This window comes from Streptomyces sp. JH002 (assembly GCF_050916115.1).
Lineage (GTDB): Bacteria > Actinomycetota > Actinomycetes > Streptomycetales > Streptomycetaceae > Streptomyces > Streptomyces xiamenensis.
Map to the genome: position 1 here is coordinate 977,524 of NZ_CP087989.1, position 16,856 is coordinate 994,379.

The following is a 16,856-nucleotide window of genomic DNA, read 5'->3' on the forward strand; positions in this document are numbered from 1 at the left end:
AGCCCCGCGGGGGGTACGGGGCACCGGCGGGACGCTCACCGCAGCGGCGGCAGCACCACCCGCTGGACCTCCGTGGTGTTCCCGGCCCGGTCGGTGGCGCTGAACTCCAGGGTCTGCGGTTCCTCGCGCAACGCCCGGGTGAACGGCTCCTGATAGACGCCCCAGAACGTCTCCGGGGTGCGCCACCGCACGCGGTCCACGCCGGAGACGTCGTCCTCGGCGTAGAGGGTCACCTCGACATTGCTCGGGCCCAGCGGACGGACCTCGGCCCGTACCGACGGGGGCCTGGTGTCCACGGCGACCTCGCGGGTGGCGTGGACGGTGCGGCCGGCGGAGTCGGTGGCCCGGCCCCGGATCACCTGCCGCCCCTCCCGGACCGGGGTGCTCGCGCCCGTCGCGGGCTGCCACGGGCCCCCGCCCACCGCGACCTCCACGGTGGCGGACCCGACCGAGGTCACCACGCATCCCGGCTCCCGGGTGTACCACCCGGACGGGGCCCGGTCGCCGGTCACCTCCACCCGGACCACCGGCAGCGGATCCCCGCGTCCGATGTCCGGCGGCAGCGACCAGTGGACGACGTCCTCCACCGGCTGCCCTGTCGCGGAGGTCAGCCGGGTCACGCGCGGCGCGTCCGCCGCGTTGGGGCCGAGCACGCCGCGGCGGGGCACGGTGGGGTCGTCGAGGGTGCTGGAGGCCGCCGCCATGAGCACGGCCACCGCCTCCTCCCGGCTCAGCAGCCCGGAGCGGGCCGCCCGCACCACTCCCCGGTGCACGGCGGTGAAGAACGCGTCGATGTCGGCGTAACCGCCGTCCGCCCACAGGCCGGTGAGGAAGGACCAGCCCTCGGCGTCCTTGCGGTCGGGGACCCCGGGCGCGCTGCCGGGGAAGGCGATCTCCGGCTCGGCCAGCCGCAGATACATGTGGTGCCGGTGGTCGCCGCCGGACCAGGCGGGTTCGAAGGTCCGGCCGAACACCGAGACCAGGTCGCCCTCGGCGGTGTGGCCGGCGATGGTGCCGTCCAGGCGCCGGTGGGCGGCCGCCGCGACCGGCAGCGTGGTGGTGGCGTCGTCGCGGGCCAGCAGCACCGTGGGGCCGAGCTCCACGCTCACCAGGGTGGGGTCGTCGGGGGTGGGCACCAGCCGCAGTGGCAGCGGCAGTTCGAGTGCGACGGTGTCGCCGGGGCGGAAGTCGCGCCGCAGGGCAACGAATCCGGACGCCGGCACCGGCACGGCCACCCCGTCGATCCGGGCACCGGCGGCCCACGGCGGTATGCGCAGGCACAGTTCGCCCGAGAAGGCGGTGCCGAACTCGACCGCCACCCTCCCGTCGCGCGGATAGCGGGTCCGCAGTGTCACCTCCCCGCCGGCCAGGCGCAGCCGGGAGGGCACGTACTGCGTCACGTACAGCTTCCCGGGCGCGTGGAACCACACCGATTCCTGGTGTTTGACGTGGCTCTCCAGGCCCGTGCCGCCGCAGCAGGTGCCGGCGTTGTCGTACTCGCGGACCGCGCCCGGGTCCACCGGGTACATGTACAGGACCTCGGGGCTGGTGTCCGAGGAGAGGTCCGCGCGGGAGCCGACGATGTGGTTGAGCGAGGCGCGCTCGGCGTAGTCGGCGTACCGGGCGTCCCGGGTGTGCCCGAACAGCGAACGGGCGATCTTCAGAAGGTTGTAGGTGGCGCAGGTCTCGGCGTTGCGCCGTTTGACGAAGCCCGCCACGGTGTCGGCGGGGCCCCATAGTTCGCCCTCGCCGGTGCCGCCGTGCGCGAAGGTCCGGCCGGGCACGATCCGGTCCCACAGGGCGAGGACCGCGTCGAGGTAGCGGCGCTCGCCGGTGGCCTCGTACTGGCGCAGATGGCCGACGAGCATGGGCAGGTGCTGGTTGGCGTGCATCCCGTCGAGCACGTCGCGGCCCGCGAGGGCGGCGTCCAGCAGGCTGTCGAGCTCGAAGGCCCCGGCGGCGCGCAGGAACGAGGGGTCGCCGGTGATCCGGTGCAGGGCCGCCATGGTCTCGTTCATGCCGCCGAACTCGCCGGCGATGTACAGCGACCACATGCGCTGCAGGTGTGCCCGCTCCAGCCGCAGCACCCGTCCCGCCACCCAGTGGCCCATGCCGGTGACGAGGTCCAGCGCCTGCGCGGAGCCGGTCAGCTCGTACGCGTCCAGCAGCCCGGCCATGATCTTGTGACAGGTGTAGTACGGCGCCCAGATCTCGCCGTAGGGGGCCAGGTCCTCCAGGCGGGCGAACTGCCACTCGCCGTACGCCGCCAGGAATCCGGGGTGGCTGTACCGCCCGGTCGCCGCCAGCGCGTTGCGGACCTCGGCCAGGCCGGCGACCATCTCGTCCGTCTTCTTCCGCAGGGCCTCCTCGCCGGTCGAGGCGTACGCCAGCGACAGCATCGACAGGAAGTGCCCCGCGTAGTGTCCGCGCAGCAGGCTCGCGGTGGGGGCCACGCCCGGGCCCGGGTAGTCCTCCCCCGACCACGCGCGCTCGTCGGGATGGCCGAAGTCCTCCCAGGTGCCCGGCGGCAGGGCCCCGCGGGTGTCGAGTCCGGCGTTGGCCCGGAAGACGGCGAGGAGCCGGTCCACCGGGAACTCCCGTGCCAGGTGCAGCATCTGGTCCCGGGTCCGGGAGTGCACCCCCGCCAGGAGGTCGACGTCGCGCAGGGGGAAGGGATGTGCGCGGGTCATCGGGCGGCCCATTTCTCGAGCCCGGCGGCGTCGATCGGCAGCGCGCCCGACAGCACCTCGTGTCCGGTGCCGGTGACCAGCAGGTCATCCTCCAGGCGTACGCCGATGCCGCGCAGTTCGGGGGGCAGGGTCTCGTCGTGGGCGTGGAAGTAGAGGCCGGGCTCGACGGTGAGCACCATGCCGGGCCGCAACGGGGCACCCTGGTACCGCTCGTACGCGGAGGAGCCGCAGTCGTGGACGTCCAGGCCGAGGTGGTGGCCGATCCCGCAGACGAGGTACCGGCGGTGCTGCTGGCCCTGGGGGGCGAGCGCCTCGTCGACGGAGACCGGCAGCAGCCCCCAGTCGTGCAGGCCGCGGGCGAGCACTTCCATGGCGGCGAAGTGGAAGTCGGTGTAGGTGACTCCGGGGCGTACCTGCTCCATGCCGGCCCGGTGCGCGGCCTCGACCAGGTCGTGCACGCGGCGCTGGGCGGGGGTGAAGGTGCCGCCGACCGGGATCGTGCGGGTCACGTCGGCGGTGTACAGCGAGTTCGCCTCGACGCCCATGTCCAGCAGCAGCGTCTCGCCGGGCAGCACCGGGCCGTCGCAGCGGACCCAGTGCAGGATCGGCGCGTGCGCGCCGGAGCCGACGATGGTGCTGTAGCCGGGCCCGTTGCCGAAGGTGCGGGCATGCCGGTCGAAGGTGCCCTGGAGCCAGCGTTCCCCCAGGCCCTCGGCGACGGCGCGCGGTATCTCGTCGGCGACGGCGGCGAATCCAGTGACCGTGTGGTCCACGGCCTCGCGCAGTTGCCCGATCTCCCAGTCGTCCTTGATCATGCGCAGGTCGGAGAGGACCGCGCGGAGGTCATCGGGTGGGCCGGGGTGCGGGTCGCCGAGGTCGCCGATCGGCCGCACCGGCAGGTCCAGCGCCGCCGACCACGCCGCGAGGCCGGCCGAGGGGCCGACCCACAGCTCGCCGTGCGTCGCACTGGCGTGGAAGTCGCGTTCGCCGGGCCGGGCCGGGGCGGGCAGATACAGCACCGCGTCGTGGCCGCCCGGACGGGGCGTCATCACCAGGACGGCGCCCTCGGCCTGGCACGAGGTGGCCCACAGGAAGTCGCTGTCCACCCGGAACGCGTAGTCCGCGTCGCCGTTGCGGCGCGGGGCCCGGCCGGCGGCCAGGACCACGGTACGGTCCGGCAGCCGGTCGCTGAGCCGGGCCCGGTGTTCGGCCGCCGCCCGCGCGGCGGCCCGCGTCACCGGTGCCGGGATGTCGCGCTCGGCCCAGCCCTGCCCGATGCGGGCCAGGAAGCCGGGGCTCTGGTCGGCCAGCCGCGGCGGCCTGGTCCCGGCGTACGGCGCTCTGGTCGGCTCGGTCAACGCCTTTCGCCTCCTTGGTCGCGGATCATCTCCCGCAGCCGGCGGAAGACCCGGCCGTCGGTGATGCCGTCGTGTTCGTACTCGTTGGTCACCCAGGTGTGCGTGTTGCCGACCCGGGCCAGGGTGTCGCGCTGCAGCCCGGCGTCGACGAACACGTCGTCGGCGTACACGGCGGCGGCCAGCGGGACGTCGTTGGCCGCGAGCCGGGCCGGATCGTAGAGCGGGCTCCACACCCGCTGTTCGGCGAGTTCGGCCATGGCGGGCGCGAACGGCCGCAGGGCGCGGATCTCCTCGAACATCCACGGGAACGTCATCTCGGAGGTGAACAGCAGCGGCCGGCGGTCCTCGGCGAACTGCGGGCGCCTGTCCCGTTCGCGCTGGGCGGCCCAGCGGAAGGGGCCGTTGGCGCCGTCGCCGTAGATCGACTCCTGGAGCGTCCAGAACAGCGGGTTCCCGGCGGTGGACGTCCGCACCAGCGCGGTCTCCAGGAACGCGTCGGAGAGCCTGCCGTCCGGGCGGACGGCCTCGCCGACCAGCCAGTGCAGGCGCTGGTGGCCGGCTCCGAAGCCGAGGTCCCCGCCCAGGGTCTGGAACCGGCGCACCGACAGCGGCGAGCCGTCGGGCAGCGTCACGCCACCGGCGGCGAGCCGGTCGGCGATCGCGGCCACCGCGGCGACGTCCTGGGGGTAGCGCCGGTAGAAGTCGGCGGTCTTGCCGGCCACCCGGTCGAACGTGCGCCGGTAGACCTCCTCGGGGTCGGGCGGGGTGCCGGGGATCCCGCCGCACACGTAACAGGCCGTCAGCGCCTCGGGGGCGTGGGACAGATAGGTGAGGGTGATCCAGCCGCCGAAGCTCTGCCCGAGGGTGGCCCATCGCCTGCCGCCGTAGTGGTGGGTCCGCACGTGTTCGAGGTCGCGCACGATGGAGTCGGCGCGGAAGCGCAGCAGGTGGTCCGCCGCCGCCCGCGCGTCGGGGAAGGCCGCGATGGCGGTTCCGTCGAGCGGGGTGCTGCGGCCGGTGCCGCGCTGGTCGACCATGACGACCCGGTAGCGCGCCAGGGCTTCGGCCAGCCAGCCGCCCACCGGGGCGGGCCGCGGGTTGGCGCCGCCCGGGCCGCCCTGGAGGTAGGTCAGCAGCGGCAGGTCCTCGTCGCGGCGTTCGGGGTCGCTGAACTCCCGGACGAACAGCTCGATGCTCTCGCCGCCGGGAGCCGACCAGTCCAGTGGCACGGTGACGGTGAACTCCCGGACCCAGGCTCCGGGCAGCGGGTAGGCGACCGCGTTCATGCGCGTGCTCCTTTCGCCCTGCGCCGGCGCGCCTCCCACTCGGGACGGATCCGCGGCACGGCGGCCAGCAGGGTGCGGGTGTACTCGTGCTGCGGATTCTCGAACACGGCGTCCCGCTCGCCGGCCTCCACCACGCGGCCGGCCGTCATCACCGCGACGCTGGTGGCGATCTGCCGCACCACGGCGAGGTCATGGGCGATGAACAGGCACCCGAAGCCCTCCTCGCGCTGGAGTTCGCGCAGCAGATTGATGATCTGCGCCTGGACCGAGACGTCGAGCGCCGAGACCGCCTCGTCGCAGACCAGGACGCGCGGGCCCACCGCGAGCGCGCGGGCGATGCCGATGCGCTGCGCCTGCCCGCCGGAGAACTGCGCGGGGTAGCGGTCGATGTGATCGGGGTCGAGCCCGACCCGTTCCATGAGCGTGCGGGCGACCGTCCGGGGGCCGCCGGGGATCGGGCGTTTCTGGTAGCGCAGGGGCGCGGTGACGATCCGTTCGACGGTGTGCCGGGGGTTGAGCGAGGAGAACGGGTCCTGGAAGACGACCTGGACCTGGCGGCGTACCTCGCGCAGCCCGGGCCCGCGCAGGGCGGTGATGTCGCGGCCGTCGAGGTGGACGGTGCCCGAGGTGACGTCGATGAGGCGGGCGGCGAGCCGCGCGGTGGTCGACTTGCCGGAACCGGACTCCCCCACCAGGGCGAGGGTGCGGCCCGCGTGCAGGTCGAAGGAGACGGAGTCCACGGCGGTGAACCTGCGCGCGGGGCGCAGCAGGCCGGCCGTGCCGGCGATGGGGAATTCCTTGACCAGGTCCCGGGCCCGCAGCAGTGGTTCGGGGCTCATGTGTCCTCTCCCAGGGTCTGGAGCGCGCCGATCTCGTCGTCGATCCGCGGGACCGCGTCGAGCAGCGCCCGGGTGTACGGGTGGCGCGGGTCGGAGAAGATCTGCTCGGCGGTGCCGGACTCGGCCACCTTGCCGTGCCGCATGACGATGAGGCTGTCGGCGACCTCGCTGACCACGGCGAGGTCGTGGGTGATGAGGATGAGGGCGGCCCCGGTGTCGCGGCGTACCTCGGCGAGCAGATCGAGGATCTGGGCCTGGACGGTGACATCCAGGGCGGTGGTCGGCTCGTCGGCGATGATCAGGTCGGGCTCGGTGCTGAGCGCCATCGCGATCATGACGCGCTGGCGCATGCCGCCGGAGAACTGGTGCGGGTATTCGTCCACGCGGCGGGCCGCGTCGCGGATGTGGACGCGTTCCATCGCCTCGATCGCCGCCCTGCGGGCCGCCTTGCGGGTGACGCCGGAGCGGTGCGCGCGGTAGGCCTCGGTGATCTGGGCGCCCACCGTGTAATAGGGGTTGAGCGAGGAGAGCGGGTCCTGGAAGACCATCGCGATCTTGTCGCCGCGCACGGCGCGCATCCCGCGTTCGTTCAGGGCGGTGAGTTCGCCGCCGTCGAAGGTGACGCTGCCGGCGCGGGTGGCGCCCTTGGGCAGCAGCCCCATGATGGCGAGGCTGGTCATCGACTTGCCCGAGCCGGATTCGCCGACGATGCCGAGGGCGCCGCCGCGCGGCACGGTGAAGTCGATGGCGTCGACCACGGGCACGCCGTCGAAGGCGACGGTCAGTCCGCGCACGCGCAGCAGGTCGCTCATGCGGCCACTCCCACCCTGACCCGCGGGTCGATCGCCGAATAGACCAGGTCCACGAGCATGTTGCCGACCACGACGAAGAACGCCGCGAGCAGCGTCACCGCCAGAATCACCGGCTGGTCGTTCTTGGTGATGGAGTCCGCCGCGAGTTTGCCGACGCCGTTGATCCCGAAGACCGATTCGGTGATCAGCGCGCCGCCGAGCAGGCCGGCGAAGTCCATGCCCGCGATCGTGACGACCGGGGTGAGCGCCGGGCGCAGCGCGTGCCGGCGCCACACCAGGTGCGGGCGCAGGCCCTTGGCCCGCGCGGTGCGTACGAAGTTCTCGTCCAGGGTCTCGATCACGTTGGCGCGGGTGAGCCGGGTGTACGCGGAGGCGTAGCCGATCGCCAGGACCGTCCAGGGCATGATGAAGTTGAGGAACCACTGGCCGGGGTCGTCGGCGAACCGTACGGTCTGCGGGAACGGCAGCCACTGGAGCCACACCACGAGCACGTACTGCATCGCCAGGGCGAGCACGTAGTTGGGGACGGCCATGCCGCCCAGGGTGAGCCCGGTGATGAACCGGTCGGTGAACCGGCCCTCGCGCACCGCGCTGAGCAGCCCGCCGATCACCCCCATGAGCAGCCAGAGCACGGCCGCGCCGAGGGCGACCACGGCGGTCACCGGCAGCCGCTGCGCGATCATGTCGGTGACGAACTGCGAGGTCTGGAACGAGTAGCCCAGGCAGGGCGCCTCGCAGAAGACGGTGGCCGGTCCGCTGCCGTACTCCCGGCCCACGAACAGCCCTTGCAGGAAGTGCAGGAACTGGGTGAGGAACGGGTCGCTCAGGCCGAGGTTCTCGCGGATCCGGTCGATGCGCTCGGGGGTGCAGTTCTTGCCACAGATCTGTACGGCCGGGTCCGGCGAGAGGGCGAAGAAGATGATGTAGGTGAACAGGCAGACCAGGAAGAGCACCAGCACCATGCCCAGGAGGCGGTGCACGACGTAGCGGGTCATGAGCGGCCCCCCGGCTCGACGGCGGTCCGCAGGCGGTCACCGAGGACCATGAAGGAGAGCACCAGCAGCGCCAGGAAGGCGCCCGGCACCAGGAAGTAGGTGGGGACCACCGCGTACCAGTTCACCGAACTCGCGATCATCTGGCCCCAGGACGGGGTGGGCGGTGCCAGTCCGACGCCGAGGAAGGACAGCCCGGCCTCGGTGCCGATGTACCCGGGTATCGCCAGGGTCACCATGACCAGGATCGTCGAACGCAGGTTGGGCAGGATCTCGGTGAACACGATGGTGGTGCGGGAGGCGCCGGAGGCGCGGGCCGCCTCGACGAACTCGCGTTCCTTGAGCGACATGGTCTGTCCGCGCACGATCCGGGCCAGATAGGGCCAGCCGAAGACGGAGATGACCACGATCAGCAGGTACCGCCGGTCCTCGGCGGGCAGTGCGGACAGCACGGCGATCATGAAGATGAGCGCGGGGAACGCCATCAGGAACTCCATGACGCGCGAGATCAGCATGTCGGTCCGGCCGCCGAAGTAGCCTGCCAGCAGGCCGAACACGACACCGAGCGCCGTGGTGAGCACGGTCGCGCCCAGGGCGATGACCAGGGAGGAGCGGGCGCCGTACACGATCCGGGCGAACACGTCCCGGCCGCTGCCGGGTTCGACACCGAGCCAGTGCGATCCGGAGATGCCGCCCCAGGACCCGGCGGGGATGCCGCCGAGGTCGGAGTCGATGGCGCTCTGGTCGAACTCGTAGGGGTTCCATCCGCTGATCCGGACGATGAGCGGTGCGCACACGGCCATCAGGACGATCAGGGCGATGTAGCCGAGGCAGGCCGCGGCGACCGGGTCGCGCAGCAGGGTACGGGTCACGCCGCGGCGGGGGTCGGGGGCCGCCCCGGCGGTGCCCGGTGGGGACACCGCCGAGGGCCGCGGGCCGGTTGACGGGAGCGTCATGTCAGCCCTTCGCCGGGTCCTTGAGACCGATGATCCCGTAGTCGAGGTCGCCGCTGGGCGCGACCGCGCCGGCCACGTTGGTGCCCGGCAGGTAGATGCGGTTGTCGACGTTCAGCGGGACGATGGGGGCCAGGGTCATGATCGTCTTGTCGAGTTCGCCCCAGGCCGCGTTGGCCTCGGTCAGGTCGGTCATCGCGCCGATCCGGTCGATCTCGGCGTTGATGGCGTCGTCGTCGAGCTGGGCGAGGTTCTGGTTGCCCTTGTCGGTGATGTCCCGGCCGTCGAACAGGGGCGGCAGGAAGGTGGAGGCGCTGGACGCCCAGTCCGGGCACCAGCCGGTGATCGCCGCGTCGTGCTGCTGCGAGGGGGTGCCGATCGTCTCGTAATAGGTCGCGGCGTCGATCACGTTCAGCTCGACCGTGATGCCGGCCCGCCCGAGCGCCTGCTGGATGGCCTCGCCCTTGCGCTGCTCGACGTCGCGCGCGCGGACGTCCACCGTCATCGTGAATCCGTCGGGGAGACCCGCTTCGGCGAGCAGCCGCTTGGCCTCGGCGACGTCACCTGCGTCGTCCTCGCTGGGGTAGGGGTTGTAGTCGGTGTGTCCGGAGACGGTGTGCGGCAGGATGCTGTGCGAGATCGTCGTGAACTGGCTGCCACCGGTGGCGTTGAGCACCGAGCCCTTGTCCACCGCGTAGTTGACGGCCTGGCGCACCCGGACGTCGTCCAGCGGCGCCTTCGTCGTGTTGAGCCCCATGTAGGTGAGGCAGGTCGAGGGCGCCTTGAGGATCCGCTCCTGGAGCTGCGGTGTCTGCAGGCGGGCGATGGTGGCCGGCTGCACGCTGCCGGCGATCGCGTTGATGTCGGTGCCCTGGCCGGCGATGAGCCGTTCGTCGATGGTGGCGCCCTCGACGCCGATGGTGAAGCGCCACGCGTCCGGGTAGGCCTTGCGGACCGGGTCGGTCCCCGCGTCCCAGTGCGGGTTGCGGGTGAGCTGGATGAGGCTGCCCGGGGTGAACTCCGCCAGGTCGTAGGGGCCGGAGGAGACGACGTCGTTGATGAACTCGTCGCCCGCGCCGGTGCCGACCGGGAAGGGGGTGCCGCTCGGCTGGGAGAGCGCGGCGTCGAACTCGGGGAAAGGGGCCTTGAGATGGAAGACGATGGTGCGCTCGTCCGGGGTCTCGATGGTCGGCAGGTCGCCCGACCGGTAGGGCCCCTCGTAGTCGTCCGGGGCGTCGATGAGCTGCTTCATGTACGGCGAGCCGATGCCTATCTCCGGATCCCAGCTGCGGCTGATGCCGAACTTGACGTCCTGGGCGGTGATCGGGGCGCCGGTGTCGAACGTGATGCCGTCCTTGAGCCGGTAGGTCCAGGTGAGGCCGTCGTCGGAGACCTCGCCGAGGCTCTCGGCGAGGTCGGGGACCATCGCGTTGGGGTCCTCGGCGTCGTTGGGGGCCTTGGTGACCAGCTGGCGGTACAGCAGGCGGTACAGCGCGTTGACGCCGCCGTCCCAGCCGCGGGCGGGGTCGAGGTAGGAGAAGTCGGTCGACTGCAGGACCTGGACGGTCCCGCCCCTGACCGCGTTCCCATCGCCGCTGCCGGAGCCGGAGCCGGTGGGCGAGGTGCCGCCCCCGGAACAGGCCGTGAGGGTGAGTACGCCGGCCACCAGCCCAGCGAGTGCCGCTGAAGACGGGGTTCTCTTCATGGGGTCCTACCTTCCGGTCGGGTGCGGGCAGCCGCGCCGTCCGGGAAGGGGACGGGGAACGGGCCGGCGGGCCAGCGACGATGAGGCGAAGCGGGGAGCAGATGCACTGCGGGTCCGGTGGGCCGGCGGGCGGAGCGGCCACGACCGGGACCACGGAGCGGTCACGATCTCTGCGATCCCGACCACGAGAGGGACAGTAGTATGTGACACCTCTCTGGAGAAGAGTTTGCGCGAGAATTTACCGCGCCGACATTCCGGCCCGGAGCAGCACGAAGCCCGCCCGGCACAGCCGGGCGGGCTCGTTCACAACAGTGGCTCAGTCCTCCGAGCGGCCGTTCCACCACCCGAGCACGTGACCGATGTGAGCGGTGAGCAGCGTTTCCGCACCCCGCCCGTCACGCGCCTCCAACAGGTCGACCAGGCTGTGGTGTTCGGCGGCCGAACGGGCCAGCTCGGCGGTACCGATCATGTCGGCCAGGCCCACCATGCGCGTCTGCTGCCGCAGATCCTTCACCATCGCGACCAGCCGGTGGTTGCCGTGCAGTTCGAGCAGCCGCAGGTGGAAGGCCATGTCGGCGGCGAGGTAGGCCGGCAGATCGGCCGCCGCCGCGGCGTCGACGATGCTCTGGGCCCTGCCCCGCAGGTCGGCGACGGCCTCCGGTTGCAGTACCCGCGCGATCTCGCGCATCGGCGGCGCCTCCAGCATCTGGCGCAGCCGCACGATCTCCCACAGGTCCTGCTCGCTGACCTCGGTGACCCGGAAGCCCTTGTTGCGCACCACGTCGACGAAGCCACGCTCCTGCAAATTGAGCAGGGCCTCGCGGACCGGCGTGGCGGAGATGCCGAACCGGGTGGCCAGCGTCGGCGCGGTGACCAGGGTCCCCGGGGGGAGTTCGCCCGAGACGATGGCCGCGGCCACCGCGTCCTCCACCGTGCCGCGCAGGCTGGCCCCCACCGACACCGGGCCGATGATGAATGAACTCATCCTGCGCCGCCCTCCCAGGACTGGAATGTCACACCCCACCGGTCCTCGTCGGCCGATGCGGTGCTGAAGTATCGCATTCGACGGTCGTCGCGCGTGCGGGGGACATCGGCAGTGGTGTCCACTGCCGTGTCACCGGCTGCTGGAGGCACGCGTGGCGGTGCGTGGCGGTGCCGATCGGAACGACCTGCGCCCAGCGTAACCCGGCGGCCGAGAGCCGCGCGACGTCCGTCATCGCTCTCAGAACTCGAAACCGGCCGGGTAGGGATCGGTCGGATCCAGCATGTACTGGCCGATCCCGGTCACCCAGGCCCGGCCGGTGATGGTCGGCAGCACCGCGGGCCGGCCGGCCACCGTGGTCTCCCCCACCAGACGGCCGGTGAACCGGCTGCCGATGAACGACTCGTTGACGAAATCCTGGTGCAGCCCCAGCTCGCCCCGGGCGTGCAGTTCGGCCATCCGGGCGGACGTGCCGGTGCCGCACGGCGACCGGTCGAACCACCCGGGGTGGATGGCCATGGCGTGCCGTGAGTGCGCGGCGTCCGAGCCGGGCGCGATGAACTCCACGTGGTGGCAGTGCCCGACACCCTCGATCTCCGGGTGTTCGGGCGGCGCCGACGCGTTGATCGCCCGCATGATGGCCAGTCCGGCGCTCAGGATCTCGTCCTTGCGCGCCCGGTCGAACGGCAGCCGCACCGCGTCGAGGTCCACCATCGCGTAGAAGTTCCCGCCGAACGCCAGGCTGTACCCGATCCCGCCGAGGCCGGGCACCTCGACGGTCGCGTCCAGCCGCTCGCAGTAGGCGGGCACGTTCTCCAGCGTGACGCTCTCGGCGTGCCCGTCCCTGACCGCCACCCGGGCCACCACAAGACCGGCCGGGGTGTCCAGCCGGATCGTGGTCACCGGCTCGAGGACCTCCACCATCCCGGTCTCCACCAGCACCGTGGCCACCCCGATGGTGCCGTGCCCGCACATCGGCAGGCATCCGGAGACCTCGATGTACAGCACGCCGAAGTCCGCGTCGGGGCGGGTCGGCGGCTGCAGGATCGCGCCGCTCATCGCGGAGTGGCCGCGCGGCTCGTTCACCAGCAGCCTGCGGACGTGGTCCAGGTGCTCGACGAAGTACAGCCGCCGCTCGTTCATGGTGGCGCCGGGGATCACCCCGATGCCGCCGGTCACCACCCGCGTCGGCATGCCCTCGGTGTGCGAGTCGACGGCGGAGAACAACCGTGACGTGCGCATCTCAGGCCGCCACCGCGCGGCGCGCCTCCAGGGCGGAGACGGCCCGCCGCATGTCGGCGCGCACCTGGGCGTCGTGCTCGGCGGACAGCGGACCGCGCGGGGGGCGGCACGGGCCGCCGTACCGGCCGACCATGTCCATGCCGAGCTTGATGGCCTGCACGAACTCGGTGCGCGAGTCCCAGCGGAACACCGCGACGAGCTGCTTGTACAGCTCACGGGCCTCCTCGAAGCGGCCGGCCACCATGTGGTCGTAGATCTCCACCGACTCGGCGGGGAAGGTGTTGGGGAAGCCGGCGAACCAGCCGACCGCCCCGTCGGCCATCAGCTCGAAGAGCACATCGTCGGCCCCGGCCACCACGTCGATGTCGCACCGCTCGGTGATCTCGAACAGCCGCCGCACGTCCCCGCTGAACTCCTTGATCGCGCTGACGTGGGGCAGCCGGGCGATCTCGGCCACCAGATCGGGGACGAGATCGACCTTGGTGTCGATCGGGTTGTTGTAGATCATGATGGGCAGACCCACCTCGTCGATCTTCGTGAAGTGCTCGACGACCTGTGCGCGGTTGGCCCGGTACATCGTGGGGGGCAGCGCCAGCACGGCGTCCGCGCCGTCCTCGGCGGCCAGTTCGGCCCAGCGCCTGGCCTGGTGCCACCCGGGCCCGTGCACCCCGGCGACCACGACGCCGCGCCCGCCGACCGTCTCGACGGCCACCTGGACGACCTTGCGGCGCTCCTCATCCGTCAGCGCGGAGTACTCACCGAGCGATCCGTTGGGGCCCACGCCGCGGCAGCCGGAGGCGATGAGCCAGTCGCAGTGCTCCGCGTACCGGTCGTAGTCGACCTCGAGGCCGGCCGGGGCCGAGGGGTTCTCCTTGAAGGGCAGCGCGGTGGCGACGATCACGCCGCGCAGGTCGGTCGGTGCGGTACTCATGGGAGGTCCTCTCGGTTGCGGGTCCTGGTCGAATCGGAGAGTTCACCCAGGCGTACGGGGATGGCGATCGGCCGGTGGGCGGTGCGGCCCGGGTCGAGCAGCTCCACCCCGTTCGCGCCGGTGAGCAGGTCCTCGACCGTGCGGCCACAGGTACGGCCCTGGCACAGGCCCAGGCCGGCCCGGGTGGTCAGTTTGAGCGAGCGCAGCCCGCGGGATCCGGTCAGCTCGGCGGTCCGGCGCAGCGCCCCGGCGGTGACGTCCTCGCAGCGGCACACCACGGTCCCGTCGTCCACCCAGGCCTGCCAGCCGGGGCGGATGCCGTGCGCGGCGGCGAGCCGTGCGGCGAACCTCCGGAAGACCGCCCGCTCGCGGACCGCGCCCGGTGCGGGCGTGCCGCCGGCGGCGACGCTTCCGGCGATCTCGCCCTCGGCCAGGGCCAGGTCGACCCCGCCGATGCCGGTCAGCTCACCGGCCGTCAGGACCCCGGGCACGGAGGTCAGCTGCCGCGCGTCGACGGTGACGGCGCCGTCGGCGCCCACCGCGCAGCCGGCCGCGGTGGCCAGCTCGGTGCGCGGGAGGAAACCGTGGCTCACGCAGACGGCGTCGACCTCGATCCGCCGTTCGGTGCCGGGGACCGGCGCCCACTGGCGGGTCAGACGTGCCACGGTCACCGCCTCCACCCGATCGGTGCCGTGCGCCGCGACGACGGCCGCCCCCGTCCGGTAGGGAATCCGGCGGGCGGCCAACTCGCGTGCGTAGCCGGCCAGCTCACCGGCCTTGCGCCGGGCGGCGAGCAACTCCCAGGGCCGGGTCGCCCAGCCCGCGGCGAGCTGCGCGGGGCGGGCCGCCTCGGCCACCTCCGCGACCTCGGCGCCGACGCGCAGCAGACTGGAGACGACGGGCAGCAGGAACGGTCCGGCGCCGGCCACCAGGACGCGGCGGCCCACGGCCACCCGCTCGCCCTTGGCCAGCGCCTGCGCCGCCCCGGCGGTGAAGACGCCCGGCAGGTCCCAGCCGGGGAACGGCAGGGTGCGCTCGTACGCCCCGGTCGCCAGCACCAGGGCCGCCGGGTCGTAGGTACGCGGCTCGCGCCCCTGCCCGTCCGGCTCGCCGACGACCACGTGCACCAGCGGCGGGGCACCGTCGCGCCGGTCGACCGACCAGACATGGGCGCCGGTGACGATCTCGCAGTCCGCGTCGTCCCGCAGCGCCGCGCGCAGGGCGAGGAAGCGGTCCCAGCCGTGGTGCCAGTGCCGCTCGCCGGCGTCGGCGCGCCCGGCCGGCAGATGCCGCCAGTACTGGCCGCCGATGTCGTCGCCCGCTTCGAGGAGGACGACGCGGGCGCCGTGCCGGCGGGCGGCCAGCGCCGCGGCCATCCCGGCGGGCCCGCCGCCCACCACGAGTACCTCAGTCACGATCGTCCTCCTGCAGGTCGACCTTGTCGCCGTCCGCGGCGCGCCGCTGACAGGCCCGCACATCGCGCAGCCCATTGACCGTCACCAGGCAGTCGAAGCAGGCGCCGATCCCGCAGAAGACCCCGCGGGGGCGGCCGGTGCGGGTACGCCGCCAGGCCGCCCGCCCGTCCGCGAGCAGCACCGCGGCGATGGTCTGCCCGGCCAGGCCGGGGACCGGGTCGCCGTCGACCTCGATCCGTATCCGCGTCATGGGGCGCTCCCTTCGAGGTACGGCAGCAGGGTGGGGCGGTCCGGGCGGAACTCGGCGGCCGCCGGGTCCAGGTCACCGTCCGCGGTGCCGAGCAACTGGTCGCGCAGCAGGTCGGCGGTGGCCAGGCTCAGTCCGATCCCGGCCCCCTCGTGCCCGGTCGCGTGCCAGAGCCCCGGCAGCCTCGGGTCGGCGCCGATCACCGGCAGATGGTCGGGGACGAACGGGCGGAACCCCCCGTACGCCCGCATCGCCTGCACGTCGGCCAGGAAGGGGAACAGCAGCAGCGCCTTGGCGGCCAGCGCGGCGAGCACCCGGGCCTCGATCCGCTCGTCGAAGCCGCGGCGCTCGCGGGAGGAGCCGATCAGCACGGTCCCGGCGGCGGTGGACTCGACGACGCTGGAGACCTGCAGGTCGGCGGAGCCGGAGCCGACCGCGCCCACGTAGTCCGCGTCGTACACCTTGTGCCGGATGCGCGCCGGCATCCGCGAGGTGACCAGCACCGTGCCGCGCCGGGGGCGCACCGGGAGGACGACGCCGAGCCGCTCGGCGACCAGGCCGGACCAGGGTCCCGCGGCCACGACGACGGCGTCGGCGGGCAGGGTGGTGGAACCGGCCCGGACGCCCACCAGCCGGCCCGAGGAGAGCACAGGGCCGGTGACCTCGACGCCCTGCCGCACGCGTGCCCCGTGCCGGCGGGCCGCCGCCAGCAGCGCCTCCGTCGCGGCCACCGGCTGCACCTGAAGGTCCTCCGGGTAGTACACGGCACTTGTGTGATCGGGCGTCAGATCGGGTTCGAGCTCCTGGGCGCGGCCCTCGTCCACGGTCTCGGCCCGCACTCCGGCGGCCCGCTGGGTGTCGGCGAAGGCCAGCAGGTTACGCGCGCCCGCCTCGGTCGTGGCGACCACCAGGCCGCCCTTGCGCTCCAGTTCGAGGCCGGGGAACCCGGCGGGGAGCTCGTCGCGCAGTTCGTCCCCGATGCGCGCCCAGGCGGCGAGCGAACGCTGCGCCAGCCGCAGTTCGGGGCCCGGCTCCTTGTCGGAGACGAGCAGATTGCCTTCACCGCCGGCGGACGTGCCCCCGGCCGTGGCGCCGCGGTCGACGACGGTCACCTCGCAGCCGGCCCGGGCGAGGACGCGGGCGACCGCCGCGCCGACGATGCCGGCGCCCACGACGACGACTCTCAGAGCGGTGGACACGCGCAGTACTATGTCACATGTTGCTCGCGAGCGGGAGACCCCTGATTCACGGATCCCCGCCGGTTGTTCCCGGGGCCGAGACGGGTTCGGCACCGGTCATCGCGGTCGCAGGCGGACCACGTCCGAACCGCCCGCACGCCTGTCCCGCACACCGCCCCGTCGCAGCGGCCCGGACACAAGTTCCCGGCACCTCATCGGAACTTCG

At 72.9% G+C, this 16,856-nt stretch carries 14 protein-coding genes; all 14 read right to left on the bottom strand.

Annotated elements, in window-relative coordinates:
* Positions 1 to 35: 35 nt before the first annotated feature.
* Entirely contained in the window at positions 36 to 2,690 is a 2,655-nt protein-coding gene (locus H7827_RS04065) for a beta-L-arabinofuranosidase domain-containing protein (protein WP_432742747.1), read from the bottom strand.
* Positions 2,687 to 4,048: an aminopeptidase P family protein gene (locus H7827_RS04070; protein ID WP_386538377.1), complete on the bottom strand. Its 1,362-nt coding sequence runs from the start codon at positions 4,046 to 4,048 to the stop codon at positions 2,687 to 2,689. The genes H7827_RS04065 and H7827_RS04070 overlap by 4 nt, the downstream gene beginning before the upstream one ends.
* Complete coding sequence (locus H7827_RS04075; RefSeq protein WP_432742749.1) at positions 4,045 to 5,334, bottom strand: alpha/beta fold hydrolase; 1,290 nt, start codon at positions 5,332 to 5,334, stop codon at positions 4,045 to 4,047. The genes H7827_RS04070 and H7827_RS04075 overlap by 4 nt, the downstream gene beginning before the upstream one ends.
* Entirely contained in the window at positions 5,331 to 6,173 is an 843-nt protein-coding gene (locus H7827_RS04080) for an ATP-binding cassette domain-containing protein (RefSeq protein ID WP_432742751.1), read from the bottom strand. Before H7827_RS04080 ends, H7827_RS04075 begins: the two co-directional genes overlap by 4 nt.
* Positions 6,170 to 6,985: an ABC transporter ATP-binding protein gene (locus tag H7827_RS04085; RefSeq protein ID WP_432742753.1), complete on the bottom strand. Its 816-nt coding sequence runs from the start codon at positions 6,983 to 6,985 to the stop codon at positions 6,170 to 6,172. Before H7827_RS04085 ends, H7827_RS04080 begins: the two co-directional genes overlap by 4 nt.
* Positions 6,982 to 7,980 (bottom strand): ABC transporter permease, encoded by a 999-nt coding sequence (locus tag H7827_RS04090; RefSeq protein ID WP_200363349.1) that lies wholly within the window; start codon positions 7,978 to 7,980, stop codon positions 6,982 to 6,984. Before H7827_RS04090 ends, H7827_RS04085 begins: the two co-directional genes overlap by 4 nt.
* Positions 7,977 to 8,933 carry an ABC transporter permease gene (locus tag H7827_RS04095; RefSeq protein WP_386538381.1) on the bottom strand — a complete coding sequence of 319 codons (957 nt, stop codon included), beginning with the start codon at positions 8,931 to 8,933 and terminating at the stop codon, positions 7,977 to 7,979. The genes H7827_RS04090 and H7827_RS04095 overlap by 4 nt, the downstream gene beginning before the upstream one ends.
* Position 8,934: 1 nt before the next feature.
* The gene (locus H7827_RS04100; RefSeq protein ID WP_432742756.1) at positions 8,935 to 10,635 is read right to left on the bottom strand and encodes an ABC transporter substrate-binding protein; all 1,701 of its coding nucleotides are present in this window, start codon (positions 10,633 to 10,635) and stop codon (positions 8,935 to 8,937) included.
* 316 nt (positions 10,636 to 10,951) lie between these two features.
* Positions 10,952 to 11,620: a GntR family transcriptional regulator gene (locus tag H7827_RS04105; RefSeq protein WP_386538385.1), complete on the bottom strand. Its 669-nt coding sequence runs from the start codon at positions 11,618 to 11,620 to the stop codon at positions 10,952 to 10,954.
* A 237-nt stretch (positions 11,621 to 11,857) separates the two neighbouring features.
* The gene (locus H7827_RS04110) at positions 11,858 to 12,859 is read right to left on the bottom strand and encodes a proline racemase family protein (protein WP_432742758.1); all 1,002 of its coding nucleotides are present in this window, start codon (positions 12,857 to 12,859) and stop codon (positions 11,858 to 11,860) included.
* A 1-nt stretch (position 12,860) separates the two neighbouring features.
* On the bottom strand, positions 12,861 to 13,790 hold the full coding sequence (locus H7827_RS04115) for a dihydrodipicolinate synthase family protein (RefSeq protein WP_432742760.1): 930 nt from the start codon (positions 13,788 to 13,790) through the stop codon (positions 12,861 to 12,863).
* Positions 13,787 to 15,205: an NAD(P)/FAD-dependent oxidoreductase gene (locus tag H7827_RS04120; protein WP_432742762.1), complete on the bottom strand. Its 1,419-nt coding sequence runs from the start codon at positions 15,203 to 15,205 to the stop codon at positions 13,787 to 13,789. Before H7827_RS04120 ends, H7827_RS04115 begins: the two co-directional genes overlap by 4 nt.
* Complete coding sequence (locus tag H7827_RS04125) at positions 15,198 to 15,455, bottom strand: (2Fe-2S)-binding protein (protein ID WP_030732105.1); 258 nt, start codon at positions 15,453 to 15,455, stop codon at positions 15,198 to 15,200. Before H7827_RS04125 ends, H7827_RS04120 begins: the two co-directional genes overlap by 8 nt.
* Positions 15,452 to 16,705 carry an NAD(P)/FAD-dependent oxidoreductase gene (locus H7827_RS04130; RefSeq protein WP_432747934.1) on the bottom strand — a complete coding sequence of 418 codons (1,254 nt, stop codon included), beginning with the start codon at positions 16,703 to 16,705 and terminating at the stop codon, positions 15,452 to 15,454. Before H7827_RS04130 ends, H7827_RS04125 begins: the two co-directional genes overlap by 4 nt.
* Between the last annotated feature and the right edge of the window lie 151 nt (positions 16,706 to 16,856).